General features: G+C 70.8%; 23 protein-coding genes. 12 read left to right on the forward strand and 11 right to left on the reverse strand.

Going from position 1 to position 20,332, the window contains the following annotated elements; translation table 11 throughout:
- The first annotated feature begins 94 nt into the window (after positions 1-94).
- Positions 95-607: a ferritin gene (locus FCL41_RS02725; RefSeq protein ID WP_137067487.1), complete on the forward strand. Its 513-nt coding sequence runs from the start codon at positions 95-97 to the stop codon at positions 605-607.
- 3 nt (positions 608-610) lie between these two features.
- A complete protein-coding gene (locus FCL41_RS02730; RefSeq protein WP_217496789.1) occupies positions 611-1,558 on the forward strand; it encodes an MBL fold metallo-hydrolase in 948 nt (315 codons plus the stop codon).
- Between the two features lie 21 nt (positions 1,559-1,579).
- Here FCL41_RS02730 and FCL41_RS02735 read toward each other — a convergent pair whose 3' ends face one another.
- From FCL41_RS02735 to FCL41_RS02750, 4 genes are all read right to left on the reverse strand, one after another.
- Entirely contained in the window at positions 1,580-2,269 is a 690-nt protein-coding gene (locus tag FCL41_RS02735; RefSeq protein ID WP_137067485.1) for an aspartate/glutamate racemase family protein, read from the reverse strand.
- A 126-nt stretch (positions 2,270-2,395) separates the two neighbouring features.
- Positions 2,396-2,689 carry a winged helix-turn-helix domain-containing protein gene (locus tag FCL41_RS02740; RefSeq protein WP_239021740.1) on the reverse strand — a complete coding sequence of 98 codons (294 nt, stop codon included), beginning with the start codon at positions 2,687-2,689 and terminating at the stop codon, positions 2,396-2,398.
- Positions 2,686-3,156 (reverse strand): hypothetical protein, encoded by a 471-nt coding sequence (locus FCL41_RS02745; RefSeq protein ID WP_137067483.1) that lies wholly within the window; start codon positions 3,154-3,156, stop codon positions 2,686-2,688. The genes FCL41_RS02740 and FCL41_RS02745 overlap by 4 nt, the downstream gene beginning before the upstream one ends.
- 104 nt (positions 3,157-3,260) lie before the next feature.
- Positions 3,261-4,058 carry an SDR family oxidoreductase gene (locus tag FCL41_RS02750; protein WP_137067482.1) on the reverse strand — a complete coding sequence of 266 codons (798 nt, stop codon included), beginning with the start codon at positions 4,056-4,058 and terminating at the stop codon, positions 3,261-3,263.
- Between the two features lie 40 nt (positions 4,059-4,098).
- Between FCL41_RS02750 and FCL41_RS02755 the strand changes: the two genes are divergently transcribed.
- From FCL41_RS02755 to FCL41_RS02770, 4 genes are all read left to right on the forward strand, one after another.
- Positions 4,099-5,052, forward strand: a complete 954-nt coding sequence (locus FCL41_RS02755; RefSeq protein ID WP_137067481.1) for a ribonuclease HI family protein — start codon at positions 4,099-4,101, stop codon at positions 5,050-5,052.
- 129 nt (positions 5,053-5,181) lie between these two features.
- Positions 5,182-5,562: a hypothetical protein gene (locus FCL41_RS02760; RefSeq protein WP_137067480.1), complete on the forward strand. Its 381-nt coding sequence runs from the start codon at positions 5,182-5,184 to the stop codon at positions 5,560-5,562.
- A 110-nt stretch (positions 5,563-5,672) separates the two neighbouring features.
- Positions 5,673-6,911: a D-inositol-3-phosphate glycosyltransferase gene (gene mshA / locus FCL41_RS02765; protein WP_137067479.1), complete on the forward strand. Its 1,239-nt coding sequence runs from the start codon at positions 5,673-5,675 to the stop codon at positions 6,909-6,911.
- A complete protein-coding gene (locus tag FCL41_RS02770) occupies positions 6,908-7,447 on the forward strand; it encodes a type III secretion system chaperone family protein (protein WP_137067478.1) in 540 nt (179 codons plus the stop codon). Before mshA ends, FCL41_RS02770 begins: the two co-directional genes overlap by 4 nt.
- Positions 7,448-7,474: 27 nt before the next feature.
- On the opposite strand, the gene FCL41_RS02775 is transcribed toward FCL41_RS02770, so the two are convergent.
- From FCL41_RS02775 to FCL41_RS02785, 3 genes are all read right to left on the reverse strand, one after another.
- Positions 7,475-8,386, reverse strand: a complete 912-nt coding sequence (locus FCL41_RS02775; RefSeq protein WP_137067477.1) for a DMT family transporter — start codon at positions 8,384-8,386, stop codon at positions 7,475-7,477.
- A 65-nt stretch (positions 8,387-8,451) separates the two neighbouring features.
- Positions 8,452-9,129, reverse strand: a complete 678-nt coding sequence (locus FCL41_RS02780) for a response regulator transcription factor (RefSeq protein WP_137067476.1) — start codon at positions 9,127-9,129, stop codon at positions 8,452-8,454.
- Positions 9,126-10,313 (reverse strand): sensor histidine kinase, encoded by a 1,188-nt coding sequence (locus FCL41_RS02785; RefSeq protein WP_137067475.1) that lies wholly within the window; start codon positions 10,311-10,313, stop codon positions 9,126-9,128. Before FCL41_RS02785 ends, FCL41_RS02780 begins: the two co-directional genes overlap by 4 nt.
- A gap of 121 nt (positions 10,314-10,434) precedes the next feature.
- Between FCL41_RS02785 and phoU the strand changes: the two genes are divergently transcribed.
- Positions 10,435-11,085, forward strand: coding sequence for a phosphate signaling complex protein PhoU (gene phoU, locus FCL41_RS02790; protein WP_137067474.1), 651 nt, complete (start codon positions 10,435-10,437; stop codon positions 11,083-11,085).
- Positions 11,086-11,160: 75 nt separating this feature from the next.
- Here the strand turns inward: phoU and FCL41_RS02795 are convergent, their stop codons facing one another.
- Together FCL41_RS02795 and FCL41_RS02800 are read right to left on the reverse strand one after the other, a co-directional pair.
- Positions 11,161-11,904: a phosphoglyceromutase gene (locus FCL41_RS02795; protein ID WP_137067473.1), complete on the reverse strand. Its 744-nt coding sequence runs from the start codon at positions 11,902-11,904 to the stop codon at positions 11,161-11,163.
- The gene (locus FCL41_RS02800; RefSeq protein ID WP_137067472.1) at positions 11,904-12,434 is read right to left on the reverse strand and encodes a hypothetical protein; all 531 of its coding nucleotides are present in this window, start codon (positions 12,432-12,434) and stop codon (positions 11,904-11,906) included. Before FCL41_RS02800 ends, FCL41_RS02795 begins: the two co-directional genes overlap by 1 nt.
- A 369-nt stretch (positions 12,435-12,803) precedes the next feature.
- On the opposite strand from FCL41_RS02800, the gene FCL41_RS02805 reads away from it, so the two are divergent.
- A complete protein-coding gene (locus tag FCL41_RS02805) occupies positions 12,804-13,289 on the forward strand; it encodes a CarD family transcriptional regulator (protein WP_137067471.1) in 486 nt (161 codons plus the stop codon).
- 124 nt (positions 13,290-13,413) lie between these two features.
- Positions 13,414-14,004 carry a 2-C-methyl-D-erythritol 4-phosphate cytidylyltransferase gene (locus FCL41_RS02810; RefSeq protein WP_137067470.1) on the forward strand — a complete coding sequence of 197 codons (591 nt, stop codon included), beginning with the start codon at positions 13,414-13,416 and terminating at the stop codon, positions 14,002-14,004.
- A gap of 43 nt (positions 14,005-14,047) precedes the next feature.
- On the opposite strand, the gene FCL41_RS02815 is transcribed toward FCL41_RS02810, so the two are convergent.
- Positions 14,048-14,815, reverse strand: a complete 768-nt coding sequence (locus FCL41_RS02815; RefSeq protein ID WP_239021741.1) for an IspD/TarI family cytidylyltransferase — start codon at positions 14,813-14,815, stop codon at positions 14,048-14,050.
- A gap of 115 nt (positions 14,816-14,930) precedes the next feature.
- On the opposite strand from FCL41_RS02815, the gene nirD reads away from it, so the two are divergent.
- Positions 14,931-15,368: a nitrite reductase small subunit NirD gene (nirD, locus tag FCL41_RS02820; RefSeq protein WP_137067469.1), complete on the forward strand. Its 438-nt coding sequence runs from the start codon at positions 14,931-14,933 to the stop codon at positions 15,366-15,368.
- Here nirD and ispF read toward each other — a convergent pair.
- On the reverse strand, positions 15,289-15,726 hold the full coding sequence (ispF, locus tag FCL41_RS02825; protein ID WP_239021900.1) for a 2-C-methyl-D-erythritol 2,4-cyclodiphosphate synthase: 438 nt from the start codon (positions 15,724-15,726) through the stop codon (positions 15,289-15,291). The genes nirD and ispF overlap by 80 nt on opposite strands.
- 122 nt (positions 15,727-15,848) lie before the next feature.
- Between ispF and FCL41_RS02830 the strand changes: the two genes are divergently transcribed.
- Together FCL41_RS02830 and FCL41_RS02835 are read left to right on the forward strand one after the other, a co-directional pair.
- Positions 15,849-17,417 carry a molybdopterin-dependent oxidoreductase gene (locus FCL41_RS02830; protein WP_137067467.1) on the forward strand — a complete coding sequence of 523 codons (1,569 nt, stop codon included), beginning with the start codon at positions 15,849-15,851 and terminating at the stop codon, positions 17,415-17,417.
- A gap of 204 nt (positions 17,418-17,621) precedes the next feature.
- Entirely contained in the window at positions 17,622-20,321 is a 2,700-nt protein-coding gene (locus FCL41_RS02835) for a glycoside hydrolase family 3 C-terminal domain-containing protein (RefSeq protein WP_137067466.1), read from the forward strand.
- Positions 20,322-20,332 lie beyond the last annotated feature (11 nt).

Here is a 20,332-nt window from a genome sequence, read left to right on the forward strand (position 1 = left end):
CACGTCCGGACGCGTAACCGTCATAGTCTACGGCCTACTGAGGCAAGGTTTTCCTTCCGTGCGCGTGTGCTACGTCTCGCCTAGGCTTTGCGGCATGAAGCTGACCCAGACTCTCGAAGACGCATTCAACGCCCAGATCACCCTGGAGTTCCACGCGTCGCTGGTCTACCGCCAGCTCGCCATCGAGATGGAGCTGCACGACCTTCCCGGCATGGCCGGCTGGCTGCGGGCCCAGGCGGACGAGGAGATCGTGCACGCCAACAAGTTCATCGACCACGTCGCCGCCCGCGACAACCACCCGAGCATCGGCTCGCTCGGCGCCCCGCAGGTGGACGCTGCGTCCGTGCGCGAGCTCTTCGAGGCCGCGCTGGCCCACGAGCAGAAGGTCTCGGAGTCGATCCGCGGGCTCTACCGCCTGGCCGAGTCGGAGGGCGACCTCGACAGCCGACCCCTGCTCAACTGGTTCATCGAGGAGCAGGTCGAGGAGGAGGCCACCGTCCGCGAGATCATCGGGCGCCTCCAGATGATCAACGACGACGGCCCCGGCCTCCTGCGCCTCGACGCCGAGCTGGCTTCCCGTCAGTCCGGCGGCACCGAGGCGGTCTGAGGCGTGCGGGCCAGGCTCGGCCGGCCGGACCTGGCCCGGTGGGCCCACCTGGCCGACGTCCCGGTCGCCGAGTCTGACTCGCCCCTGCGGGTGGCCTGGCTGGGGGTCAGCACGATCCACGTCGCCGACGGACGGTCGGCGCTGCTCACCGACGGGTTCTTCACCCGCCCGAGCCTGCTGAAGGTCGGCCTCGGCAGCTTCGCCCCCGACCCGGCCCGGATCGACGAGGCCCTGCTGCTCGCCGACATCGACCGCCTCGACGCGGTGCTGCCGGTGCACACCCACTACGACCACGTCATGGACTCCGCGACGGTCGCGATGCGTACGGGGGCTGTCGTCGTCGGCGGCTCCTCCGCCGCCCAGGTCGCCCGCGGCCACGGTGTGCCCGAGTCGCGCATCGTCGCCGCGACGCCGGGCGAGCCGCTGCGGCTGGGCGCCTTCGAGGTGACCCTCGTCGAGGGCAGCCACTGCCCACCGGACCGCTATCCCGGACGGATCGAGGCGCCCGTGCCACGACGGGCGGGCGTACGCGCGTACCGCTGCGGCGAGGCCTGGTCGACGCTCGTGCGGCACCTCCCGAGCGGGCGTCGGATGCTCATCCAGGGCAGCGCCGGCTGCGTGCCCGGGGCGCTGGAGGGCCACCGCGCGGAGGTGGCCTATCTGGGCGTGGGGCAGCTCGGCATCCAGGACGAGGCATACACCCAGACCTACTGGGACGAGACCGTCGGGCGCGTCGGCGCGAAGCGCGTGGTCGTCGTGCACCACGACGACTTCTTCTCACCGCTCACGGCGCCGATGCGGGCGCTGCCGTACGCCGGTGACGACCTCGGCGTTGACGATGGAGCGCCTCGGTCGCTACGCCGAGCGCGACGGCGTACGCCTCTCGTTCCCCACGCTGTGGCAGCGCAGCGACCCCTGGGCCTGATTCCTGGGCCTGATCCCTGGACCTGAGCTGCGGCAGTCAGGTGGCCGTCAGGCGAGCGCGCGGTCGAGCGCGGCCTTGACGTGCAGGGACGTCGAGGCGAAGACCGGGATCTCCACGTCGGACTGCTTGACCAGCAGCTCGAGCTCGGTGCACCCGAGGATCACGCCACCGACCCCGGCGTCCCACAGGGACTCGATGATCGCGATGACCTCGCGGCGCGAGGCGTCGTTGACCTTCCCGTGGACCAGCTCGTCGTAGATGATCCGGTCGAGGACGTCCTGCTGCTCCTCGGTGGGCACCCGGACGACCAGGCCGTGGGAGGCGATGCGGTCGGTGAAGAAGGTGCGCGAGGTCGAGAACTTCGTGCCGATCAGGCCGACCGACTCGAGTCGGTGCGCCTTGGCGGCCTCGGCGACCACGTCGGCCAGGTGCAGCACCGGCACGGAGACCGATGCCTGGACCTGCTCGGCGACCCGGTGGAAGGCGGTGGTGCACATGACGATGAACTCGGCGCCCGCACGCTCGACCGCCTGCGCGGCGCGGGAGAGGATGGCGGCCACACCGTCCCAGTCCTCGGCCTGCTGCAGCGCGGTGACCTCGGCGAAGTCGACCGACGCCATCACGCTCTTGGCCGAGGCCAACCCGCCGACACGCTCGGTGACGCCCTCGTTGAGCAGCTGGTAGTAGACGGAGCTGGATTCCCAGCTCATGCCGCCGATGAGTCCGATGATCTGCACGGCGACAGTCTGACAGGCGACGTCACGTCGTGGGGCGCTGGCCCCGGCGAGTCTCACCGCGAGCCGGGGCCCCGTCTCCCGGCCCCGTCTCCCGGCCCCGGCTCCCGGCCCCGTCTCCCGGCCGAGTCAGGTGCCGATCATCGCGCGCAGCGCCGCGACGTGTCCGCGATAGGCCTGGCGGCCGCTCCTCGTGAACGCGACCCACGTGCGTGTGCGGCGCTCGACCAGACCCTTGGAGACCTTGACGTAACCGGCGTCCTCCAAGGCCTTGACCTGCTTGCTCAGGACGGAGTCGGAGACCCCGAGGCTGTCGCGCAGCAGCGCGAACTCGGCCTGGTCGACCGTGTCGAGCGCGGCGCAGATCTGCAGTCGGTGCGGGGCGTGGACGAGGGCGTCGAACCGTGCCTCGGGTGCACTCACGACGTCTCCTCCGCCGGCTCCTCCGGGGTCAGGCTGCGGACCCATGCGGCGTCCCAGCGCGGCCCGACGACCGGCACGACCAGGAGGATCACGAGGGCGCCGACGACGCTGACGACGAGACTCTGGGTGAGCAGGGCCGCTGCCAGTGCGGCGACCATGACGCCGATGATCAGCCAGGCCATCCATGCGCCCTTCTCGCGCAGCGTGGCCATGGTCCAGGTGCCCGTGTGCCGGGAGTAGGACCGGACGGCCCAGGCCAGGGGGAGGATCGCGACGAGGGTCATGAAGAACCTGGTGCGACTGTCCAGGGGCTGCGCGAGGCAGAGGATCGCCGCTGCTGCGGCGACCTTCGTGTAGTAGTGCGGCGGGCTCCCGACCCGCGCCGCAACCTGGTGACGGGTGGTGCCGATCGCCTCGAGGGCGCGGGCAGCCTCGGCTGCGTCGACGTCGTGACGCTTCTCGTCCATGGATGTCTCCTCTGAGGGGTCCGCAGGTGCGGACGACTTTCCGTTGCGGAAAGTACACCACAGACTTTCCTGAATGGAAAGCGATTTCCGTTCAGGAAACTCCGTCAGTCCTGGGTGACGCGGTGCACCTTGTGGTTGGCGGCCTGGGCGCGCGGGCGCACGACGAGCTCGTCGATGTTGACGTGGGCCGGGAGGGAGGCGATCCACCGCACCGTCTCGGCGATGTCCTCGGCGACCAACGGGTCGGGGACGCCCTCGTAGACCGCGTCGGCCGCGGACTGGTCGCCGCCGTAGCGAACCAGCGAGAACTCGGGCGTGTGCACCATCCCGGGGGCGACCTCGGAGATGCGGACCGGCTCACCGCACAGCTCCAGACGCAGGGTCTGGGTCACCGCCTTGGCGCCGTGCTTGGCGGCGATGTAGCCCGCACCGTTCTCGTACACCACGCGACCGGCCACCGAGCCGATCGTCACGAGGAGTGCGTCGCCGCTGGCGCGCAACGCCGGGAGCAGCGCCTGGGTGACGCGCAGCAGGCCCACGACGTTGACGTCGAACATCTGCTGCCACTGCTCGGGGTCGGCCGACTCGACGGGGTCGTTGCCGAAGGCGCCACCGGCGTTGTTGACCAGCACGTGCACCACCGGGCCGCAGGCCTCGGCGAGCGCGGCGACGGAGTCGGCGTCGGTGACGTCGCACGTCACGGCCGTGCCTCCGATCTCGGCGGCGACCTGCGTGATCCGCTCCGCCCGGCGTGCGGCACACACCACGTGGAAGCCGTCACCGGCGAGGGCCCGGGCGGTCGCGGCGCCGATGCCGCTGCCGGCCCCGGTCACGACGGCGACGCGCTGACCGGACTCGACGACGCTGGACGGGACCGAGGTGGGGACGTTCGCAGGGGTCATGCGCGGCATTCTCCCACCAGCGATGGCAGGATCGACGCCCGTGACGATCATTGCGGCAGCAGACGGCTCAGCACTCGGCAACCCCGGACCGGCGGGGTGGGCGTGGTACGTCGACCCCACCCACTGGGCGTCGGGCGGCTGGCCCCACGGCACCAACAACATGGGCGAGCTGATGGCGGTGCTCGACCTGCTCCAGCAGACCGCCCACCTGGACGAGCCCCTGCACGTGATCTGCGACAGCAACTACGTCATCAACTCGATCACCAAGTGGATGGCCGGGTGGAAGCGCAAGGGCTGGAAGAAGGGTGACGGCAAGCCCGTCATGAACGTCGACCTGATGAAGGCGCTCGACGCCGCCATGCAGGGGCGCGAGGTCACCTTCGAGTGGGTCAAGGGCCACTCCGGCCACCCGCTCAACGAGGAGGCCGACGCCCTGGCCAACGCGGCGGCCGTGGCCCACAAGGAGGGGCGCACCCCCGAGGCCGGCCCCGGCTACCCCGATGCCGCCACTGACCACCCGGACGCCTCCGTCGGCCAGGTGGAGATCGAGGAGGACCTGTTCTCCCTGGCCGGGGAGGTCGTCGAGACCGTGACCGGCAGCTCGGGCCTCGCGGGTGGCGCGCCGGAGGACGCCGACCCGGACTCGGACGCAGGCGTCGACGCGGTCGAGGAGGTGCTGGCGTACGAACGTGCCCTGCTCTCCGACGAGGTCCGCAACGACCCGGTGAGCCTCGCGGCCCACCTGCACGCCGACTGGAGCCTGGTTGGCGACTCCGGGCGGGTCTGGAGCCGTCAGGACTGGCTCGAGCGTGTCTCGGCCGCCGGTCCGGTCGAGATGGAGGTGCTGCGGGCCGAGCAGGTGGACGACCACACCGTCCTGCTCGTGTGGCGCGGCCACGACGCCTCGGGGAGCGCCGTCCACAGCACCTGGTGGGTGCGCCCGGGCCGTCGGTGGGTGCAACGTTTCCACCACGTGTCGCACACCTCTGGTTAGAGTGAGTGACCCCCTCACGACCGAGACGTGGGGGAGACCGACGCGGCACGGCCCGCGCGGGGGCGGAGGGGCCCCCACGCGATGGTGCTCCCGCGGCCGTGCGCCGGTGCACGAGTGGAGGGAAGGACCATGACAGTTCGGCAGTTGGGTGGGGCGCTGGGCGCCCTGGGTGGTCTGGTGTGGATCCTGCGCTGGGTGGTCTCGCCCGGTGACGGGGCGGCAGACCTCATGAGATGGGCCGGGCTCGCGCTCGTGCTCCTGGGCCTCGTCTGCATCGGACTGACCCTGGTCAAGGGGTCGGCCCTGTGGCTCGACGCGATCGTCGGCTTCGCCGCACCCGCGCTCTTCTGGGCGGTCTACGAGGTGCTGCGTGGCGAGCTGGGCAACGCCTTCATCCTGCACGGCGTGCTGGGTGTGGTCTGCCTGCTCGTGGGCGCCCTGACCTGGGTGCGTGGGCGGCTGGTCTACGACGAGTACGAGGACGACCACGAGGACGAGGTGCACGTCTGACGCCTCGCGCGCGACTCCTTCGGTGCGCTGGGGAAGAATGGGAGGCCGGCCCCGGTTGATCCCGGTGAACCCCTGACCGGACGGAAGGACGTGGCGTGCACCGTGTCGCGATGATCAGCCTGCACACCTCGCCCCTGGACCAACCCGGGACCGGGGACGCCGGCGGGATGAACGTCTACGTCATCGAGCTCGCCCGCCGCCTCGCCCGCCAGGGCGTCGCGGTCGACATCTTCACCCGCGCCACCTCCTCGCGCCTGCCGGCCGTCGTCGAGGCAGGCGACGGGATCCTGGTGCGCCACGTCGCCGCCGGTCCCTTCGAGGGCCTCGACAAGCACGAGCTGCCGGGCCAGCTCTGCACCTTTGCCCGCGAGGTGCTGCGCGCCGAGGTGCTGCACCCCGTTGGCCACTACGACGTCGTCCACTCCCACTACTGGCTCTCGGGACAGGTCGGGGCGCTGGCACGCGACCGCTGGAACGTGCCGCTGGTCCACTCCATGCACACCATGGCGAAGGTCAAGAACGCCGCGCTCGCGCTCGGTGACAACCCCGAGCCGGCAGCCCGCGTGATCGGCGAGGAGCAGGTGGTCCAGGCGGCCGACCGGCTGATCGCCAACACCGCGCTCGAGGCCGACCAGCTCGTCAGCCTCTACGGCGCCGAGCCCGACCGCATCGACGTCGTGCCGCCGGGCGTCGACCTCCGCGTCTTCAGCCGCCGCGACCAGGCCGGCGTACGCCGTGAGCTCGGCCTCCCCGAGGACGCGGCGGTGCTGCTCTTCGCCGGACGTATCCAGCCGCTCAAGGCCCCGGACGTGCTGCTGCGCGCCGTGGCCGTGCTCCTCGAGCGTGACCCCTCGCTGCGGTCGCGGATCGTGGTGCCGGTGGTCGGCGGGCCGTCGGGCAGCGGACGCGACCACCCCGAGTCTCTCGCGGTCCTGGCCAGCGCGCTGGGCCTCGACGACGTCGTGCGGTTCGTCCCCCCGGTCAACCAGGTCGAGCTCGCCCGCTGGTACTCCGCAGCGACGCTCGTGGCGGTGCCCTCCCACAACGAGTCCTTCGGGCTGGTCGCGGTGGAGGCGCAGGCCTGCGGCACTCCTGTCGTGGCGGCTGCCGTCGGTGGCCTCACGACGGTCGTGCGTGACGGTGTGAGCGGCCTGCTGGTCGACACCCACGAGCCGGGTGACTGGGCCGAGGCCCTGCGTCGGATCGTCGTCGACGACTCGCTGCGTGCCCGCCTCGCCGCTGGTGCGGTCGAGCAGGCGTCGAGGTTTGCGTGGGAGCGGACCGCGGAACTCACCCTGCAGTCCTACGAGCGGGCCCGCTCGACGATGCGTATGGAGGTTTCCCTGTGACGGACGAGCTCGACGCCCCCCGGGCGGACCTCGACGAGGCTGCCGCGCAGGTCGTGCGTGAGCACCTGGCCGCCTCCGGCATCGACTACGACGAGGAGAAGCCCGGCGTCTTCTCCTTCGCCCTGCCGGGGGAACGCAAGCTGCAGACGCCCGTGCGCCTGGACGTCGGACCGCACGCGCTGGGTGTGCACGCCTTCGTGTGCCGCAACCCCGACGAGAACCACGCCCGGGTCTACCGCTGGCTGCTGGAGCGCAACCTGCGGATGTACGCCGTGGCGTTCGCCGTCGACGCCGACGGCGACATCTACCTCGACGCCCGGCTGCCGTTGTCGTCGGTGACCTCCGACGACCTCGACCGGTTGCTCGGCTCCGTCCTGACCTACGCCGACGAGTCCTTCAACCCGTTGCTCGAGCTCGGCTTCGCCACGTCGATCCGCAAGGAGTGGGAGTGGCGCCGGGCGAACAACCAGCCCACGGCCAACCTGGAGGCGTTCCGAGGGTGGCTGGAGTCGGGGGAGACGCCCCAGCCCCAGTGACTGCGTAGCCTTCAGTAGCGCAGTGACTCAGCGCGTCGCTGCGTCGGGCTCGGGCTCGAGTTGTGCGGCAGCCCGCGGCGTACGCCGTGCCAGCAGCACCCCGGCGATGCAGAGCGCGCCGCCGACGAAGGTCAGCGCCGCGGGGACCTCGTCGAGGAGCAACCACGCCATCAGCGCGGTCAGGAACGGCACCAGGAAGGTCGACTGGGAGAAGGGTCCGGCGTCGGCGTGCGAGAGCGCGTAGGCCCAGCAGACGAAGGCGACCGCGGAGGGGAAGATCCCCAGGTAGACGATCCAGCCCCACGTGTCAGCCGACGCGGAGCCCAGTTCGCGGACCGTCGGCACCAGCCACGGGAGGCAGACCGCCCACCCGACCAGGGCGTACCAGAACGTCAGCTGGAGCGCCCTCAACCCCGAGAGCAGCCGCTTCTGGGTGAGCACGCCGATCGCGAACGAGAGTGCGGCCACCACGGCCAGGAGCACCCCGACCACGTCGCCCTCGGGCGTGCTCGAGGAGGCGTACGCGATCAGCACGACACCACCGAAGCCGGTGGCCATCCCGAGCAGCAGCCAGCCCGTGAGGCGCTCGCCCAGCAGGATGGTCGCCAGCAGCCCCACGATGATCGGCCCGACCTGCACCACCAGTGCGGAGGTGGCGGCGTCGATCCGTCCCCCGGCCTCGTTGAGCGCGAGGTTGTAGAGCCCGAACCAGGTCGCGCCGCCCAGCGCCACGAGCGGCCACTCGGCGCGGGTGGGCAGGCGTCCGGGCCGCCCGCGCAGCAGCACGAGCAGGGTCAGCAGCATGACCGTGAGCCGGGCGAGTGCCAGCGGACCCGGCGAGATCGTCCCGCCCAGGTGGCGGATGCCGACGAAGGCGCTGGCCCACAGCAGCAGGGTGGTGACGGCGGCGGCGAGCGGGAGCCAGGGGCGGGAGTCCACCCGAGCAGGTTAGGCGCACCCGACCGGCCGGCCAACCGGATTTGTCGCCCCGGTGCCTGGCTGCCTCAGAGGTCGAGCTTGTAGCCCAGCCCTCGTACGGTGACGAGGTACTGCGGCTGGCCCGGGTCGGGCTCGAGCTTGGCGCGCAGCCGCTTCACGTGCACGTCGAGGGTCTTGGTGTCGCCGACGTAGTCGGAGCCCCAGACCCGGTCGATCAGCTGGCCGCGGGTCAGCACCCGGCCGGGGTTGCGCAGGAACATCTCGAGGAGCTCGAACTCCTTGAGCGGGAACCTCTGCGCCTCGCCGTTGATGGTCACCACGTGGCGCTCGACGTCCATCCGGACCGGACCGGCCTCCAGGGTGTCCGGCACCACCTCGGGCTCCTGCCCGCGGCGCAGCACGGCCCGGATGCGGGCGACCAGCTCGCGAGGCGAGTAGGGCTTGGTGACGTAGTCGTCCGCGCCAAGCTCGAGCCCGACCACCTTGTCGACCTCGTCGTCCTTGGCGCTCACCATGATCACCGGGACGCTCGAGGTGGCCCGGATCTGTCGGCACACCTCCGTGCCCGGCACGCCCGGCAGCATCAGGTCGAGCAGCACGATGTCGGCCCCGTTGCGGGCGAACTCGGCCAGGGCCTCGGTGCCGGTGGCCGCGATCGCCACCTCATAACCCTCCTTGCGGAGCATGTAGGCCAGGGCGTCGCTGTAGCTCTCTTCGTCCTCGACGACGAGTACGCGCGTCATGCGATCGTGCCTTCCTGCTGGTCCCCGGTGGCCCGGGTGTCTTGGGTGGTGGTGAGGTGGCTGGTCTGCGGAGTGTGGCGCGGAAGCACCAGCGTGAACGTGGATCCCTGCCCCGGGACCGACCAGACCCGTACGTCCCCGCCGTGCGTGGCGGCGACGTGCTTGACGATGGAGAGGCCCAGGCCGGTGCCGCCGGTCGAACGGTGACGCGCCGGGTCGACCCGGTAGAACCGCTCGAAGATGCGCTCGATCTCGTCGCTGGGGATGCCGATGCCCTGGTCGACCACCGAGATCTCGACGGTGCGCTCCAGGCCCTTGGTCTCCACCACGACGGAGGTGTTCTCGCCCGAGTAGGCCACCGCGTTGGAGACGAGGTTGGTGACGGCTGCCGAGACCAGGCGCGGGTCGCCGCTCACCGAGAGGCCGGTGTCACCGCGTACGACCACGGAGATGCTGCGGCGGCTGGCGTCGAGGGCCGAGGTGTCGACCGCCTCGGCCACGACCTGGTCGATGCGCACCTCGCTGCGGGAGTCGACGAGGTCGACGGCCTGGAGGCGGGAGAGCTCGATGACCTGCTGGACGAGCTCGGTGAGCCGGTCGGACTCGATGCGCATGCGGCTGGCGAAGCGACGCACGGCCTCGGGGTCCTCGGCAGCGTCCTCGACCGCCTCCGCCAGGATCTTGATCGCACCGACGGGTGTCTTGAGCTCGTGGCTGACGTTGGCGACGAAGTCGCGGCGCACCGCCTCGACGCGCCACTCGCGCGTGCGGTCCTCCAGCAGGGCGAGGACGAGGCGTGAGCCCAGCGGCGCCACGCGGGCGTTGACCATGATCGGCGGCGCGAGCTCGCGCTCCAGCGTCATCTCGCTCTCGCGGATCTGGCCGTCACGGCGCACCTGGCGGACGAGCTCGGCGAGCTCGGCGATGACCAGCTCGTTGCCGCGGACCAGGCCCAGGGCGTACGCCGGCGCGGAGGCCTTGAGCACCTTGTCGTGCTCGTCGACCACGACGCCGGAGCTGCGCAGGGTGGAGAGGACCGTCGCCACCCCGGCCGGCAGGACCGGCGTCTCCACCTCGGGAGGGCGGCGCTGGAGCCGGTCGCTGACGTGCCACGCCATGACGCCGACTGCGCCGACGACGACGCCGGTGAGCGCAGCCAGCGATGCCTGCAGGGTGGGGTCCACACTCGTGATCGTACGTGGCCCCTCAGGGGGCCGCGGGACGAGGAGACGCAGGTCAGACAGTGTTCACCGGGCGTTCATCCCAGATTGCCGGGAGGTCATCTGGGATGGCTAGCCTGCCGACATGCGCAAGGCATTCCACGACGAGCTCGAGACCGTCTACTCCGACCTCTCCGCCATCTGCGGCCAGGTCAAGGTGTCGGTCGAACGAGCCACCCAGGCCCTCCTGACCGGCGACGCCGCCCTCGCCGAGCAGGTCATCTCCGCCGACGCCGAGATCGACCACCAACGCGAGCTGGTGGAGGAACACGCCTTCGCCCTGCTCTCCCTCCAGGCGCCGGTGGCCGGCGACCTGCGGATGGTGGTCGCGGCGCTGAGGATGGTCAGCGAGCTGGAGCGGATGGGGGACCTGTCGGTCCACGTCGCCAAGATCGCGCGGCTGCGGGTGCCGGAGGTGGCCGTCCCGGTCGACGTACGCCCGACGGTCGCCCGGATGGCACAGATCGCCGAGTACATGGTCGACAAGGTCGTCCGCATCATCGCCGACCGCGACTCCGCTGGCCCCGAGGAGCTGCACGCGCAGGAGGAGGAGATGGACCGGCTGCGCCGCTCGCTCTTCACCGCCATGCTCGGGGACGACTGGCCCCACGGCGTCGAGGCGGCCGTGGACCTCGCGCTGCTCGGCCGCTACTACGAGCGGATCGCCGACCACGCGCTCTCCGTCGCCAACCGCATCGTCTTCGTCGTCACCGGTGAGGCTGCCGTCGCCCACTGAGGCCGCCTGCGCCGGAAAAGACCCGGGGGCCGTACGCACGTGCGTACGGCCCCCGGGTCGTCGAGCTGCGTGGGGTCAGCGACCCTGGTTCGCAACGGCGGCGGCAGCGGCTGCCGCGGCCTCGGGGTCGAGGTACTCGCCACCGCGGACGAGGGGCTTGAGGTCCTCGTCGAGGCGGTAGACCAGCGGCATCCCGGTGGGGATGTTGAGGCCGGCGATGTCGTCGTCGCTGATGCCGTCGAGGTGCTTGACGATGGCGCGCAGCGAGTTGCCGTGGGCCGCGATGAGCACGGTCCTGCCCGACTTCAGGTCGGGCACGATCTCGCCGTCGTAGTAGGGCAGGAGGCGCGCGATGACGTCCTTGAGGCACTCGGTGCGGGGGAGCTCGTCGCCGAGGTCGGCGTAGCGGGGGTCACCGACCTGGGAGAACTCGTCGTCGTCGGCCAGCGGCGGCGGCGGGACGTCGAAGGAGCGACGCCACGTCATGAACTGCTCCTCGCCGAACTCGGCCAGGGTCTGCTTCTTGTCCTTGCCCTGGAGGGCGCCGTAGTGGCGCTCGTTGAGGCGCCAGCTGCGCTTCACCGGGATCCAGTGGCGGTCGCACGCGTCGAGGGCGATCGCGGCCGTGTTGATGGCGCGACGCTGCAGCGAGGTGTGCACGATGTCGGGAAGGAGGTCGGCCTCCTTGAGCAGCTCGCCGCCGCGCACGGCCTCGGCGCGACCCTTCTCGGTGAGGGCCACGTCGACCCAGCCGGTGAAGAGGTTCTTGGCGTTCCACTCGCTCTCGCCGTGGCGGAGCAGGACAAGTGTGTAGGACATCAGTGACCGCCCTCGTGCTCCTGGTCGTTGCCCGTCTTGCAGCGCTCGTCGCCGTTCGGGAGGCCGTTGATCCGGGCGTAGGGACCGCAGTTGTCCACGACCGGCACCTCGAGGGCGGAGGACTCGCCGTTGGAGAACTCCACGGTGACCTCCACGAAGTCGCCCGCCTCCAAGCCACCGCTCACGCGGATGGGGGTGGCGCCGTCGGCCAGGTTGTAGAAGCCCAGCGGCTGCAGCTCGATCTCCTTGAACTCGGCGACCTCGAGGTCGTCGCTGGCGGAGGCGCCGGTGACGGAGAGGCTCTCGTCCTTGGAGTTGTTGGAGAACGACGCGACGAAGACGCCGCGGTCGGGACCGGCGGCGACGACCACGCCCCCGAGCACGTCGATCGTGGCCTCGCGGTTGTTGGCTCCGACCCCCGGCGTGTAGTCGCGGTCGGTGGCGAGGTCGAAGCCACACGAGGAGAGCACGGGCGCGAGGACGAGTGCGATGGAGGCGAGCGCAGTCGTACGGCGAGAGGGCTTCTGCATGGCCCACAGCGTAGCGAATGGGCGGCCCGTCGCGCCTCCCGGGCCAGTTTGCCGTGCATCGCGCCCTGCGCTGCCTGCCCCGTCCGCGCGACGGGGCCCGTGGGTTTGTGAAGGACCCTGCATGGGTATTCACCACTGGGCGGACTGCGTCACCCCTCGTGTCACTCGGTGTGACAGGTGAGGTGGCACCAGCAGTGACTCGGTGGCCGCGACGACACCCTGCGGCGCTGCCGGCGAGGCGTCAGGGCACATTCCCATACCTCTGTCAAGAGGAGATTTGGGAGCCAATGTGCCCCTGACCTGCGAAAACGTCATTTCCCGGAGTGATGTGACGTGTTACACTTCGGGCCGGAAAGGGGAACTGAATACATGACTTACACCGTCGGCGAAACGGTCGTCTACCCGAACCATGGGGCTGCAGTCATCGAGGACATCGAGGTGCGGACGATCAAGGGGGAAGACCGGCAGTACCTCGTCCTGAGGATCGTGGCGCAGCAGGACCTGGTGGTCCGTGTCCCGTCCAACAACCTCGACCTCGTCGGCGTGCGCGACGTCGTCGACCAGGCGGGCCTGGACCGTGTCTTCGACATCCTGCGGGCCTCCCAGGTGGAGGAGCCCACGAACTGGTCGCGTCGCTACAAGGCCAACTTGGAGAAGCTGCACAGCGGCGACGTCATGAAGTGCTCCGAGGTCGTGCGTGACCTCTGGCGCCGTGAGCGTGACCGCGGGCTCTCGGCCGGCGAGAAGCGGATGCTGGCGAAGGCTCGCCAGATCCTGGTCTCCGAGCTGGCGCTGGCCGAGAAGACCAACGAGGACAAGGCCGAGGCCATCCTCGAAGAGGTGCTCGCCTCCTGACCCGTTCGACCTGCGTCAGTGCGATCGTCGAGGCCTCCGCGGACCACGCGGGGGCCTCGACGGCGCTCGAGGGTCACCCACGGGTGCAGGGCGCTACGAGAGGCAGGCATACGGTGGAGCCGCGATGAACGAGAACTCCCAGGACCAGAACTTCCACGCGCCCGTCGACCTCGAGGACCTGCAGCCCTTGGGCCTGCTCCTCGACGAGGAGCGTGGGTCCCTGCCGTACGCACTCATCCACGGCGAGGCCCTCGTGGCCTGTGCCGCCTGGGCGTTGGGCGAGTCGGGGGTGCAGCCGGTGGACACCGGCACCACCTGGGAGGAGATCGCCCTGAGCGGCGAGCCGGTCGTGCTCCACGACCCGCTCTGCCCGATGACCCCGGCCGACTTCATCGCCGCCTGCGTCCTGCGCGCGGCGACCGAGGACGTCGTCGTGGTGGCGGTCCGTCCGGTCACCGACACGGTCAAGACCGTCTCCGACGGCGCGGTGGGGGAGACCGTCGACCGCGAGGACCTGCGCGCGCTGGCCTCCCCGGTGGTCCTGCCCGCCTCCGTCGTCGCCGCGTTGCCGGACCTGCCCAGCGTCCACTTCGACCAGCTCGTCCCGGCCCTGCGCGAGCACTTCACGGTCGAGCTCGTCCCGGCGCCCGTGCAGGCCCGCCGGGTGGCGAACCTCGACGACGTCGCGCTGCTGGAAGCCCTGACCCAGCGCTGATCCTGTTGGCGCAGCGCTGATCCTGTTGACCCAGCGCTGACGATCAGCGAGAGTGCCGCAGCAGGTGGTCGGCGAGGGCGACGTCCTCGGGGAAGGTGACCTTGAGGTTGCGCGCCGTCGACGGCACCGCCGCGATGCGTACGTCCTCGGCCCACCGCTCCACGCAGCTCGCCGTGTCGGTGCCCTCGAAGCCCTCGCGGTCGGCGCGGTCGTAGGCCGTCAGGAGCAGTCCGGCCCGGAACGCCTGCGGCGTCTGCACCCCGGCCAGGTCGGCCGGTGCGGGGCGGGCGTCGGCTGTGACCAGCCCGGTCGCCGGCGCCACCGGGATCGCCCCGCCGTGCTCGGCGGCGGCCGTGATGGTGGCTGAGAAGAGCTCGCGGCTCGCGAGCGGTCGGGCGCCGTCGTGGATGGCGACGACCTCGATCTCGCCGGCGGCGACCCAGGGGGTGAGCGTCCGCAGCGCGGCGTGCTCGGAGGCGTGACGGGTGGCGCCGCCGGTGACCAGGGCGACCTCGGGAGTGCCCGACTCCGCCGGGTCGGGGGGCAGGTGCGGCACCAGGGCGTCGGTCACCAGCGACTCCTCGCCCGGGCGCGCGACGACGACCACGCGGCGTACGCCCGGGGTCGCCAGGGCGGTGCGCACCGAGTGCGCCAGGACCGGAGCGTCGACGAGAGGCAGCAGCACCTTGTTGACCGGCGCACCGTCGACCGTCGCGCCGACCCGTGAGCCGGAGCCCGCGGCCAGGATGACGACGGCGCTGGCCACGACGGTGCTGGGCACGGGCGAGTCGGCTGTGACAGGGCTGCTCATGGCGGCAAGGCTAACCGCGGGGAGGGCGCCGCTCGGTTTTCACTCCTGAAACATGAGTGGACACTGCCTGCAACGTCTCCTGCCTAGTCTCGGCCGTCCTGACGGAAGGGGACGGATGACCGACGAGACCTGGCGGGCGGTGTGCGACGTCGAGGCCATCGAGATCGATCGCGGGGTGGCTGCCCTGGTGCACGGGCAGGCGATCGCCATCTTCCGCACGGCGATGGACGCCGTCTACGCAATCGCCAACCAGGACCCGTTCTCCAAGGCCTCCGTGCTGGCGCGGGGCATCCTGGGACGCCGCGGCGGACTCGACTTCATCGCCTCCCCGGTGAGCCGTCACTCGTTCGACCTGGCGACCGGGCAGTGTCGTGAGGACCCCTCCATCCAGGTCGCCGTCTACGACGTGCGCGTGGTGGAAGGAGTCGTCGAGGTGGGGGCGCGCCGGGAGCGCGTGCCCGCCGAGCGCCCGGTCAGGCGCTCTCGCCGGAAGCCGCCGGCCCCACGACCAGAGCTGTCGCGATGGCCGCCACGCCCTCGCCGCGGCCCGTGAGCCCCAGGCCGTCGGTGGTGGTGGCGGTGACCGTGACCGGGGCTCCGGCGGCGGCGCTGAGGGCGGCGGCCGCCTCCTCGCGACGCGGCCCCAGCCGCGGCCTGTTGCCGATCACCTGAACGGCCACGTTGCCGATCTCGAAGCCGGCCGCCCGCAGCCTGCGCGCGGTCTCGGCGAGGAGCGCGCTGCCGGCGGCGCCGGCCCACTCGGGGGCCGAGGTGCCGAAGTTGCTGCCCAGGTCGCCGAGCCCGGCGGCTGAGAAGAGCGCGTCGCACGCAGCGTGGGCGGCGACGTCGGCGTCGGAGTGACCCTCGAGCCCCATCGTCTCCTCGGGCCAGTGCAGTCCGGCCAGGTGCATCGGCTCACCCTCCACCAGCCGGTGCACGTCGGTGCCGATCCCGACGCGCGGAAGGAGGGGCGGGAGGGCGGCGGCGTGGTGGTGGGTCACGGCACGATCATGCCTGAGGAAGAATCACCCCCATGACCTCGACGCGAAGCTGGGCACTGGCCGGTGTGGTCACCGGTGCCACGGGCGTGGCAGCGAGCCAGATGGTCGCCTCCCTCCTCTCCGCGCGGGAGTCGCCGCTGGTCGCGGTGGCCGAGGGAGTCGTCCGGGCCACGCCCGGTCCGCTGGCCTCCCAGGCGATCGACGTGCTGGGCTCGGCGGCCAAGCCGTTGCTGGTCGGCGTCATCGTCGTCGCTCTGCTCGTGCTCTTCGCGTTGGCGGGGTGGCTGTGGCCGCGCCGCACCTGGGCCTCGGTGCTGGTGTGGCTGGGGCTGGGGGCGACCGGGATGGTGGCCGTCGCGCTGCGCAACGGCACGGCTGCCGCCGAGGTCCTGCCGATCGTCGTCGGGGTGACGGTCTGGCTGGTCGCGCTCCAGGTCTTCGCGGTCGTGCTCGGGCGGGACTCCGCCGTCGCGGCAGGCCCGTCAGACCCCTCAGAACCCTCAGTCGCGTCAGCCGGCCCGGCGGCCGGTCGTCGCGGATTTCTCGCCACCGTCGCCGCCGTCGGGCTGCTGGGTGCGTGCTCCGGGGTCACCGCCCAGCTCCTGGAGCGTCGCAAGGCTGCGGTGCTCGACCGCCGGCGGCTGCTGCGCATCCCGGGGGTGACGCAGCGTACGACCCCGGCGCGGGCGCGCATCGGGGTCCCGGGCGTCACGCCGTGGCGCACCGCCAACGATGACTTCTACCGGATCCACACGGCTCTCGCCGTGCCGGCGATCGACCCGGCCGAGTGGCGCCTGCGGATCCACGGCATGGTCGAGCGGGAGATCGAGCTGAGCTTCGACCAGCTCATCGCCCGCAACATCCAGGAGTCGTGGGTGACGCTCAACTGCGTCTCCAACGAGGTGGGCGGGTCGCTGATCGGCAACGCCTGGTGGAGCGGCGTGATGACCCGAGACCTGCTCCGTGAGGCAGGACCGCTGCCCGGGGCGGACGCGGTGCTGCAGACCTCCGACGACGGCTGGACCTGCTCGACCCCGTTGGAGGCGATGACCGACGACCGGGGAGCGATGATCGCGGTCGCCATGAACGGCGAGCCGTTGCCCCTGGAGCACGGCTTCCCCGCCCGCACCCTGGTGCCGGGGCTCTACGGCTACACGTCGGCCTGCAAGTGGGTGGTCGACCTCGAGGTGACCCGCTTCTCCGACGTGGAGGCCTACTGGACGGCCCGGGGGTGGGCCGAGCAGGCGCCCGTACGCCTGGCCTCACGCATCGACGTACCGCGCCCGGGTGCCGAGGTCGCGTCGGGGCGGGTCACCGTGGCCGGCGTCGCCTGGCACCAGACCATCGGGATCGCCGAGGTCCAGGTCTCGGTCGACGGGGGTGCCTGGACGCCCGGGCGGATCGCCTCGCCCAGCACGGACAGCACGTGGGTGCAGTGGGCCGCCGACGTCAAGGTCGACGCCGGGGACCACGTCGTCCGCGTGCGAGCGGTCGACCGGGCCGGTGAGGTGCAGACCGGGGTCGAGCGTGACCCGCTGCCCAACGGGGCGTCGGGCTGGCACGAGGTCAGCTTCACCGCCGTCGACGAGGACCCGATCTGACCTCGGGTGTCGCCTCGCCCTCGGGGGCCTTGTCGACCCCGCTTTTGACCGTCCACGACCCTGCTTGCCCGAATTTTTATGGGTTCGCCTGTGGTGTGGCGCGCTGCGCCCCAGTGGCCGTCCGGTCCGCCGCGGCCGCCTTGATGAGGCCTTTCGAAAGGCGCATGCTGGGTGATCCACATCACACAAGGATCGGGCCTACTCATGAAGAGGACAATCGTCAGTGCGCTCACCGCACTCGCCTTGACGGCCACGACGCTCGGGGTGGCCGTCAGCACGCAGCAGGCTGCCGCAGCGCAGGAAGACCTGCCGTGGATGAACACCGAGCTCCCAGCGGCACAGCGGACCGAGCTCCTGCTGGACGCGATGACCCTGAACCAGAAGCTCGAACAGATCTTCAACCGCCCCGTCTACAACGAGGATCTCGACGACGGGGACCAGGACAACGGCGTCGGTTGTGACTTCACCCTGATCGGCCGCCACATCGAGGGAATTCCCGCGCTGAAGATCCCCGACTTCCGGATGGCCAACGGCGGGACCGGCATCCGGGGTGGCGACTGCCTGCCGGAGCCGACCGCGACCGCGCTGCCCGCCCAGATCTCCTCGGCGGCGACGTTCGACCGCAGCATGAACCTGCGCTGGGGTCAGGTGCTCGACGTCGAGCTCAAGGCGTGGGCGCACCAGGTGCTCTGGGGACCGGTCATGAACTTGATCCGCACGCCCTACGGCGGGCGCAACAACGAGTTCTTCAGCGAGGACCCGTACCTGACGGGCGCCCTCGGGTCGCAGATCATCCGCGGCATCCAGCAGCGCCGCGTGAGCCAGGCGACGGCCAAGCACTTCGTCGCCAACGACAGCGAGTTCCAGTTCGAGCGGTGGACCGCGGCCATCCGGGTCCCCTCACGGGCGATGAACGAGCTCTACCTGCTGCCATTCGAGATGGCCGTCAAGGACGCCGACGTCTCGTCGGTGATGTGCGCCTACGGGCAGGTGAACTTCACCTACAACTGCGAGAGCAAGGCTCTGCTGCGCAAGACGCTGCGTGAGAAGTGGGGCTTCGACGGCTACGTCTTCTCCGACCGGCGCGCTGCACAGAGCACGGTGCCCTCGATCCTCGCCGGCACCGACGTCGAGGTCGACGAGGCGCCGGAGTGGTACGCGCCCGACCTCGTCAAGGCCGCGATCAGGAACGGCGAGATCACCGAGGCCGACATCGACGACATGCTGCGCGAGCGCTACACCAAGATGTTCGAGTTCGGCGACTTCGACGACCCGGACACGGAGTTCACCTGGGACCAGCTCGAGGACGAGATGGTCCAGGGCGGCACCCATGCCCAGGTCGCCAAGAATGCGGCGGCGGACAGTCTCGTGCTGCTGCGCAACAACCGCAGGATCCTGCCGCTCAACGCCGGGGCGATCGACTCGGTGGCGCTGATCGGCGCCCAGTGGTTCGCCGGCGAGGCGACCCTGCCGCCCCGCAGCGGTGACCGGAACAACAACGTGTCAGTCAACGCGCCGTTCGAGGTCACTCCGAAGCAGGGCCTCGAGAACGTCCTGCGACAGCTCGGGTCCGACGCCACCGTCACCTACAACAACGGCAGCAACATCAACAGCGCCGTCGCGCTGGCCCGAAGGTCCGACGTGACCATCATGATGCTCGGCGACGTCGCACGAGAGACGTGGGACAAGAACAGCAACTGGCAGGACGAGAACCCCAGCGGCAACGCCTCCGGCGCCGCGAACGAGGTTCCTGACCTGGATCTGCCCACGGTGAGGGGAACCAACCAGCAGGAGCTGGCCCCGGCCATCCTCGACGCCGTCCCGAACACGGTCACGGTGATGAAGACCCAGGGACAGGTGAACATGCCGTGGATCGACAAGGTCGACACCATGGTGGAGGCGTGGTACCCCGGCGAGGAGGACGGCAACGTCGTGGCCGAGGCGCTGTTCGGCGTCAACAACTTCTCCGGCAAGCTGCCGGTGACCTGGGGGAAGACCGACCGGGAGGCCGCGTACGCGAGCCAGGAGCAGTACCCGGGGTACAAGGAGGACACCGGGTCGCCCGGTGGCATCGGGCGCGACCCCATCCCGGGGGAGCCGCAGCGGGTCGTCCGCTACACCGAGGGGCTGAAGATGGGCTACCGCTGGTACCAGGCGACCGGCACCGAGCCACTCTTCCCGTTCGGCTACGGGCAGTCGTACACGACCTTCGGCTACAGCAACCTCGCGGTGGCCCCGGTCCGCAAGAACCAGCGGGACACCGGTCTGCGGGTCAGCTACACCGTGACCAACACCGGCAAGGTCGCCGGCAAGGAGGCCTCGCAGGTCTACCTGAGGCTGCCCCGTGAGGCCCGCGAGAACTTCAACCGCCTGGTCGGGTTCGAGAAGGTCAACCTCGCGCCCGGCGAGAGCAAGCGCGTCTCGGTGGTGCTGGACGCCAACGCCTCCAACCACCCGCTCTCGTACTTCGTGCCTGAGGACCCTGACGACCTCAGGAAGTGGGCGGACGGAGAGTGGACGACGCCGAAGGGCAACTTCGGGGTCTACGTCGGCGGATCCTCCGAGAGCCTCCCACTGCGACAGACGGTGGCGGTGGACATCGGCAAGGTGACCAAGACGAAGTCGCGGATCCTGAAGCCGACCGTGCGCCCGCGGCCGGTCACCACGAAGAGCCGGGCCCGCATCAGCTTCCGGGTCCTCTCGGGCGGGAAGGCAGCCAACGGCAAGGTCCTGATCAGGGATCGCGGCGCCGTGGTCGGACGCGCCACCCTCAACAGCAAGGGCCGTGCGACCGTGCGGATCAAGCGGCTCACGGCCGGCACCCACCGGCTCCGCCTCGTCTACACCGGTACGGCGCTCAAGGAGCGCGCCACCAGGACCCTGGTGATCAGGGTGCGGAGGTAGCCCTCGTCGAG

The organism is Nocardioides jishulii, assembly GCF_006007965.1.
GTDB classification, from domain to species: domain Bacteria; phylum Actinomycetota; class Actinomycetes; order Propionibacteriales; family Nocardioidaceae; genus Nocardioides; species Nocardioides jishulii.

Excerpts from the sequence above, each read along its gene's own strand:
- FCL41_RS02815 (WP_239021741.1), bottom strand. The coding sequence starts at position 14,815 with ATGAGCAGCCCTGTCACAGCCGACTCGCCCGTGCCCAGCACCGTCGTG.
- FCL41_RS02745 (WP_137067483.1), bottom strand. The coding sequence starts at position 3,156 with ATGGACGAGAAGCGTCACGACGTCGACGCAGCCGAGGCTGCCCGCGCC.
- FCL41_RS02830 (WP_137067467.1), top strand. The coding sequence starts at position 15,849 with ATGACCTCGACGCGAAGCTGGGCACTGGCCGGTGTGGTCACCGGTGCC.
- FCL41_RS02795 (WP_137067473.1), bottom strand. The coding sequence starts at position 11,904 with ATGTCCTACACACTTGTCCTGCTCCGCCACGGCGAGAGCGAGTGGAAC.
- nirD (WP_137067469.1), top strand. The coding sequence starts at position 14,931 with ATGACCGACGAGACCTGGCGGGCGGTGTGCGACGTCGAGGCCATCGAG.
- FCL41_RS02810 (WP_137067470.1), top strand. The coding sequence starts at position 13,414 with ATGAACGAGAACTCCCAGGACCAGAACTTCCACGCGCCCGTCGACCTC.
- FCL41_RS02805 (WP_137067471.1), top strand. The coding sequence starts at position 12,804 with ATGACTTACACCGTCGGCGAAACGGTCGTCTACCCGAACCATGGGGCT.
- phoU (WP_137067474.1), top strand. The coding sequence starts at position 10,435 with ATGCGCAAGGCATTCCACGACGAGCTCGAGACCGTCTACTCCGACCTC.
- FCL41_RS02760 (WP_137067480.1), top strand. The coding sequence starts at position 5,182 with ATGACAGTTCGGCAGTTGGGTGGGGCGCTGGGCGCCCTGGGTGGTCTG.
- ispF (WP_239021900.1), bottom strand. The coding sequence starts at position 15,726 with ATGCACCTGGCCGGACTGCACTGGCCCGAGGAGACGATGGGGCTCGAG.
- FCL41_RS02835 (WP_137067466.1), top strand. The coding sequence starts at position 17,622 with ATGAAGAGGACAATCGTCAGTGCGCTCACCGCACTCGCCTTGACGGCC.
- mshA (WP_137067479.1), top strand. The coding sequence starts at position 5,673 with ATGATCAGCCTGCACACCTCGCCCCTGGACCAACCCGGGACCGGGGAC.
- FCL41_RS02725 (WP_137067487.1), top strand. The coding sequence starts at position 95 with ATGAAGCTGACCCAGACTCTCGAAGACGCATTCAACGCCCAGATCACC.
- FCL41_RS02780 (WP_137067476.1), bottom strand. The coding sequence starts at position 9,129 with ATGACGCGCGTACTCGTCGTCGAGGACGAAGAGAGCTACAGCGACGCC.
- FCL41_RS02750 (WP_137067482.1), bottom strand. The coding sequence starts at position 4,058 with ATGACCCCTGCGAACGTCCCCACCTCGGTCCCGTCCAGCGTCGTCGAG.
- FCL41_RS02800 (WP_137067472.1), bottom strand. The coding sequence starts at position 12,434 with ATGCAGAAGCCCTCTCGCCGTACGACTGCGCTCGCCTCCATCGCACTC.